Below are 4554 nucleotides of genomic sequence, written 5' to 3' on the forward strand. Positions count from 1 at the left end.
CACCCTCAATTACGAAGAGCCGATAAACCAGTGCGGCGCCCATGGGTCAGCCTATGGTGTATGGTCACTGCATGCTGACTATTGCTTCTCGTGTGAATGTGATGAACCGGTTGGGTCGCGCGATGGCGGATCCGACGCGGTCGCGGATTCTGCTCTCGCTGCTGGAGTCGCCCGGCTACCCGGCGGTGCTGGCCCGGGATCTCGGGTTGACGCGGACGAACGTGTCGAACCACCTGGCGTGCCTGCGGGGGTGCGGGATCGTGGTCTCCGAGCCGGAGGGCCGCCAGACCCGGTACGAGATCGCGGACCCGCACCTGGCGGCGGCCCTGACGGGACTGGTGGATGTGACGCTGGCGGTCGATGAGAACGTGGCGTGCATCGATCCGGCCTGCACGGTTCCCGGCTGCTGCGACGCGCAGGGGTCTGTCTCGGAGGATGCCTCGTGAGCGCCGCATGCGGCTGCGACGAGCCGGTCACCGCACCCGGTGGCGAGGCCGAGGAGGTGGAGCGTCCGTGGTGGCGCGACCCGAGCCTGCTGCTCCCGATCTTCTCCGGGGTCGCCTTCATCACCGGCCTGATCCTGGAGTGGTCGGGCCTGGAGGCGGCTGCGGCGGTGGTGTTCTGGGCGGGCCTGCTGCTGGGGGCATACACGTTCGCACCCGGCGCGATCCGGAACCTGATCACCCAGCGCAAGCTCGGAATCGGACTGCTGATGACGATCAGCGCCATCGGCGCGGTCATCCTCGGCTACGTCGAGGAAGCAGCGGCGCTGGCGTTCTTGTACTCGATCGCGGAGGCACTGGAGGACAAGGCGATGGATCGCGCCCGTGGCGGTCTGCGGGCACTGCTGAAGCTCGTACCCGAATCCGCGACCATCCTCCGCGGCGGCACTCCGGTGGAGGTGCCGGCCCGGGAGATCACGGTCGGTCAGGTGCTGGTGGTCCGGCCCGGGGAGCGGGTCGCCACCGACGGCATCGTCCGGGCGGGGCGGTCGAGCCTGGACACCTCGGCGATCACGGGCGAATCGATCCCCGTCGAGGTCGAGTCCGGTGATGAGGTTTCGGCCGGGGCGATCAACATCGCCGGCGTGCTGGAGGTCGAGACGACCGCCACGGGCACGGACAATTCGCTGACCACGATCGTCGAGCTGGTTGAGCAGGCCCAGGCCGAGAAGGGCGACCGGGCGCGCATCGCCGACCGGATCGCTCGCCCGCTGGTGCCCGGGGTCATGATCCTGGCCGTCCTCGTCGGCGTGATCGGGTCGCTGCTGGGTGACCCGCAGCTGTGGATCACCCGGGCCCTGGTGGTGCTGGTCGCGGCCAGCCCGTGTGCGTTGGCGATCGCGGTGCCGGTCACGGTGGTCTCGGCGATCGGCGCGGCGAGCAAGTTCGGCGTCATCATCAAGAGCGGTGCCGCGTTCGAACGCCTCGGCGGGATCCGGCATCTGGCCGTGGACAAGACCGGAACCCTGACCCGGAACCAGCCGACCGTGACCACGGTGATCCCGGCCGGCGGCAGGAACGCGGACCAGGTTCTGGCCTTCGCCGCAGCCGTCGAGCAGCACAGCACTCACCCCCTGGCGGCGGCCATCACCGGTGCCGCGGCCGGGGCGCCGGTGGCCCAGGGCGTGACCGAGGAGGCCGGGCACGGCATCTCCGGGACCGTTGAAGGGCATCGGGTGACGGTGGGCAGCCCCCGCTGGATCGACCCCGGATCGCTCCAGGCTCGGGTCGCGGCCCTGGAAGCCGAGGGGCAGACCTGCGTGCTGGTCACCGTCGACGGCACCGTCGCCGGTGCCATCGCGGTCCGCGACGAACTGCGCCCCGAGGTGCCCGAGGTCATCCGCACCCTCAACCGCCAAGGCGTTGAGGTCAGCATGCTCACCGGCGACAACGCCCGCACCGCAACCGCACTGGCACAGATCGCCGGGATCACCGACGTGCACGCCGAGCTGCGCCCGGAGGACAAGGCGCGCATCGTCGCGGGATTGGCCCAGCACCGACCGACGGCGATGATCGGCGACGGCATCAACGACGCCCCCGCCCTCGCGGGAGCGACGGTAGGGATCGCGATGGGCGCGACCGGGTCCGATGCGGCGATCGAATCCGCCGACGTCGCCTTCACCGGCCACGACCTGAGCCTGATCCCACCGGCGTTGCGACATGCGCGGCGCGGTCGGAGGGTCATCAATCAGAACATCGCACTGTCCTTGGCGATCATCATCGTGCTGCTGCCGTTGGCGATCACCGGCGTGCTCGGGCTGGCCGCGGTCGTGCTGGTCCACGAGGTCGCCGAGGTGATCGTGATCGCCAACGGACTCCGCGCCGCCCGCACCGGCCGCGTCCTCGCACGACAACCACACCCCACCCCCGCCGATGCGGTGAAGCAGCCGGCCGGAGCGCAGTAACCAAGCAGCCCGCCCGTCGACGTCAGGCACAGCAGCCTGTCTGCTGTGCCTGACGTCGCCCGACGGGCTGCGCCAGGCACCAGCCGAAGGAGAAGTGCACGTGGGCGTGGTGCCTGCCTCGTCCTTCGCACGTATCGGAGTGGCCAGAGCGTGCTTCCACCTTCGACTCCTTCTCGCTTCGTCCGTGGAGGCCCCGTGCGGAGAAGATCAGGATTCCGGATATCATCGGCGCGTGACGATTATCAGTGAGGCGCGGTCGGACCGTGCCAGGGGGCTTGCTCCTGTCGCGGCCGTGTTCCACTCGCTCAGCGATCCGACGCGGTTGGCCATCGTCAAGCAGCTGGCGGTGGAGGAGGCGCGCGTATCCGATCTGGTGAGCGAGCTGGAGCTGGCCCAATCGACGGTGTCTGCACACATGGCCTGCTTGCGCGACTGCGGTCTGGTCGCCGGCAGGGCGCAGGGGCGCAGCGTGCACTACTCGCTGAGCCGGCCCGAGGTGCTCGAGCTGCTCGCTCAGGTCGAGGCGCTGCTGACTGTCACTGGCAAGTCGGACAACGTGTGCTGCAACTACGTGCGCGCCGCCGAGCAGCAGTCCCTTCCGGGAGGATGCGATGCGTGACGTCCGTTGCCCCGAGACTCTGGAACCCGTCCCATCGGCGTGAAGCCGTCAACAGTCGAGCTGCTCATCGTCAGGAGTTTGAAAAGAGTGTTGTCCCCGCAGGTGTCACGCCGGTCGTTGATCCGCCGGTCCGGTGCTCTCACCGCCATCATCGCGCTCGGGCTGGCCGGGTGCGGTGGCGCCGATGATGAGCTGGCCGGGCAGGCCGGCAGCGAGCAGGGCTATGTAGCCGGATCTGGTGTCATCACCCAGCTTGCCGTGGGCGAGCGGGGCGAACCGATCGAGCTGGCCGCCGAGTACACCGATGGCACCAGCTTCGACATCGCCGACTGGCGCGGTGCCCCGGTGGTGCTCAACCTCTGGTACGCCGCGTGCCCCCCGTGCCGCAAGGAGGCTCCCGCCCTGCAGGCCAACTACGAGCGGTACCAGGACGACGGCGTGCAGTTCCTGGGCATCAACGTCCGCGATCAGGCCCCGGCCGCCGAGGCGTTCGCGAACACCTTCGGCCTGACGTTTCCGTCCATGCTGGATCAGGACGGGATCGGGGTGGCAGCACTGAGCACCGTGCTGCCGCCGCAGGCGGTGCCCTCCACGGTCGTCCTCGACGCCCAGGGGAGGCCGGCGGCCCGGGTGGTCGGGGCGGTCGATGAGTCCACCCTCAAGGCGCTGATCGCTGACGTGCTGGACGAGTCGGCATGACACTGGCGGCTCCCATCGGCGAGGTGTTCTCGCAGACCGTGCTGACCGGGCCGATGCTGCTGGCGATCCCGGTGGCCGTCCTGGCCGGGGCGGTCTCGTTCTTCTCCCCCTGCGTTCTGCCGCTGGTCCCCGGCTACGTCGGCTACGTCACCGGGCTGGGCGCCACCGCGCTGACCGACCGGAAGACCAGCAAGGTCATCATCGGGGTATCGCTGTTCATTTCTGGCTTCGCCGTCGTCTTCGTCACCATAGGCCTGGCGTTCAGCGCGGCCGGTGTGCTGCTCAGCCAGTGGGCCGATGTCCTCAACCGGGTGATGGGGATCGTCGTCATCATCGCCGGCATCGTATTCATGGGCGGCATCGGCATGTTCCAGCGCAGCACCCAGATCAGCAAGCGGCCACCCGCCGGCCTGTGGGGTGCGCCCGCGCTCGGTGCCACCTTCGCGCTCAGCTGGGCCCCGTGCATGGGCCCCACACTGGCAGCGGTTCTGGCCCTGTCGACCAGCTTCGGCGCCACCGGCACCGACGGCATCTGGCGCGGCGCGGCGCTGACGCTGATGTACTGCCTCGGACTCGGGGTGCCGTTCATCGTCGTGGCCGTGCTCATCGTCAAGGGCACCGGCAGACTGCAATGGGCCAGAGACCATCAGATCCTGATCAGCCGGATCGGCGGCGGGATGCTCATCATCATCGGACTGCTCCTGGTCACCGGGGTCTGGACCCACTGGGTCAACAGCCTGCAGGGCATGATCGGCGGCTTCCAGACCATCATCTGATGGGCCAGATGCGTCCACCCAGGGTTCGCCATTGGATCGCCCCGGGTCTGGTG

The 4554-nt window shown here is 69.1% G+C and carries 5 protein-coding genes; all 5 read left to right on the forward strand.

The genetic code is table 11. From position 1 onward, the window contains the following. Positions 1-71 precede the first annotated feature (71 nt). Positions 72-446: a Cd(II)/Pb(II)-sensing metalloregulatory transcriptional regulator CmtR gene (gene cmtR / locus B4E96_RS07795; protein WP_217006722.1), complete on the forward strand. Its 375-nt coding sequence runs from the start codon at positions 72-74 to the stop codon at positions 444-446. Further along, positions 443-2407, forward strand: coding sequence for a heavy metal translocating P-type ATPase (locus B4E96_RS07800; protein ID WP_286957060.1), 1965 nt, complete (start codon positions 443-445; stop codon positions 2405-2407). The genes cmtR and B4E96_RS07800 overlap by 4 nt, the downstream gene beginning before the upstream one ends. 232 nt (positions 2408-2639) lie before the next feature. Beyond that, entirely contained in the window at positions 2640-3026 is a 387-nt protein-coding gene (locus tag B4E96_RS07805; RefSeq protein WP_217006724.1) for an ArsR/SmtB family transcription factor, read from the forward strand. A 117-nt stretch (positions 3027-3143) separates the two neighbouring features. Continuing rightward, positions 3144-3725 (forward strand): TlpA family protein disulfide reductase, encoded by a 582-nt coding sequence (locus B4E96_RS07810; protein WP_254221131.1) that lies wholly within the window; start codon positions 3144-3146, stop codon positions 3723-3725. Further along, positions 3722-4501 carry a cytochrome c biogenesis CcdA family protein gene (locus B4E96_RS07815; RefSeq protein ID WP_286957061.1) on the forward strand — a complete coding sequence of 260 codons (780 nt, stop codon included), beginning with the start codon at positions 3722-3724 and terminating at the stop codon, positions 4499-4501. Before B4E96_RS07810 ends, B4E96_RS07815 begins: the two co-directional genes overlap by 4 nt. Positions 4502-4554 lie beyond the last annotated feature (53 nt).

The organism is Brevibacterium sp. UBA7493 (genome assembly GCF_002479565.1).
GTDB lineage: Bacteria > Actinomycetota > Actinomycetes > Actinomycetales > Brevibacteriaceae > Brevibacterium > Brevibacterium luteolum.

Coding starts and splice junctions, on each gene's coding strand:
- cmtR (WP_217006722.1), top strand. CDS start 72: ATGCTGACTATTGCTTCTCGTGTGAATGTGATGAACCGGTTGGGTCGC.
- B4E96_RS07815 (WP_286957061.1), top strand. CDS start 3,722: ATGACACTGGCGGCTCCCATCGGCGAGGTGTTCTCGCAGACCGTGCTG.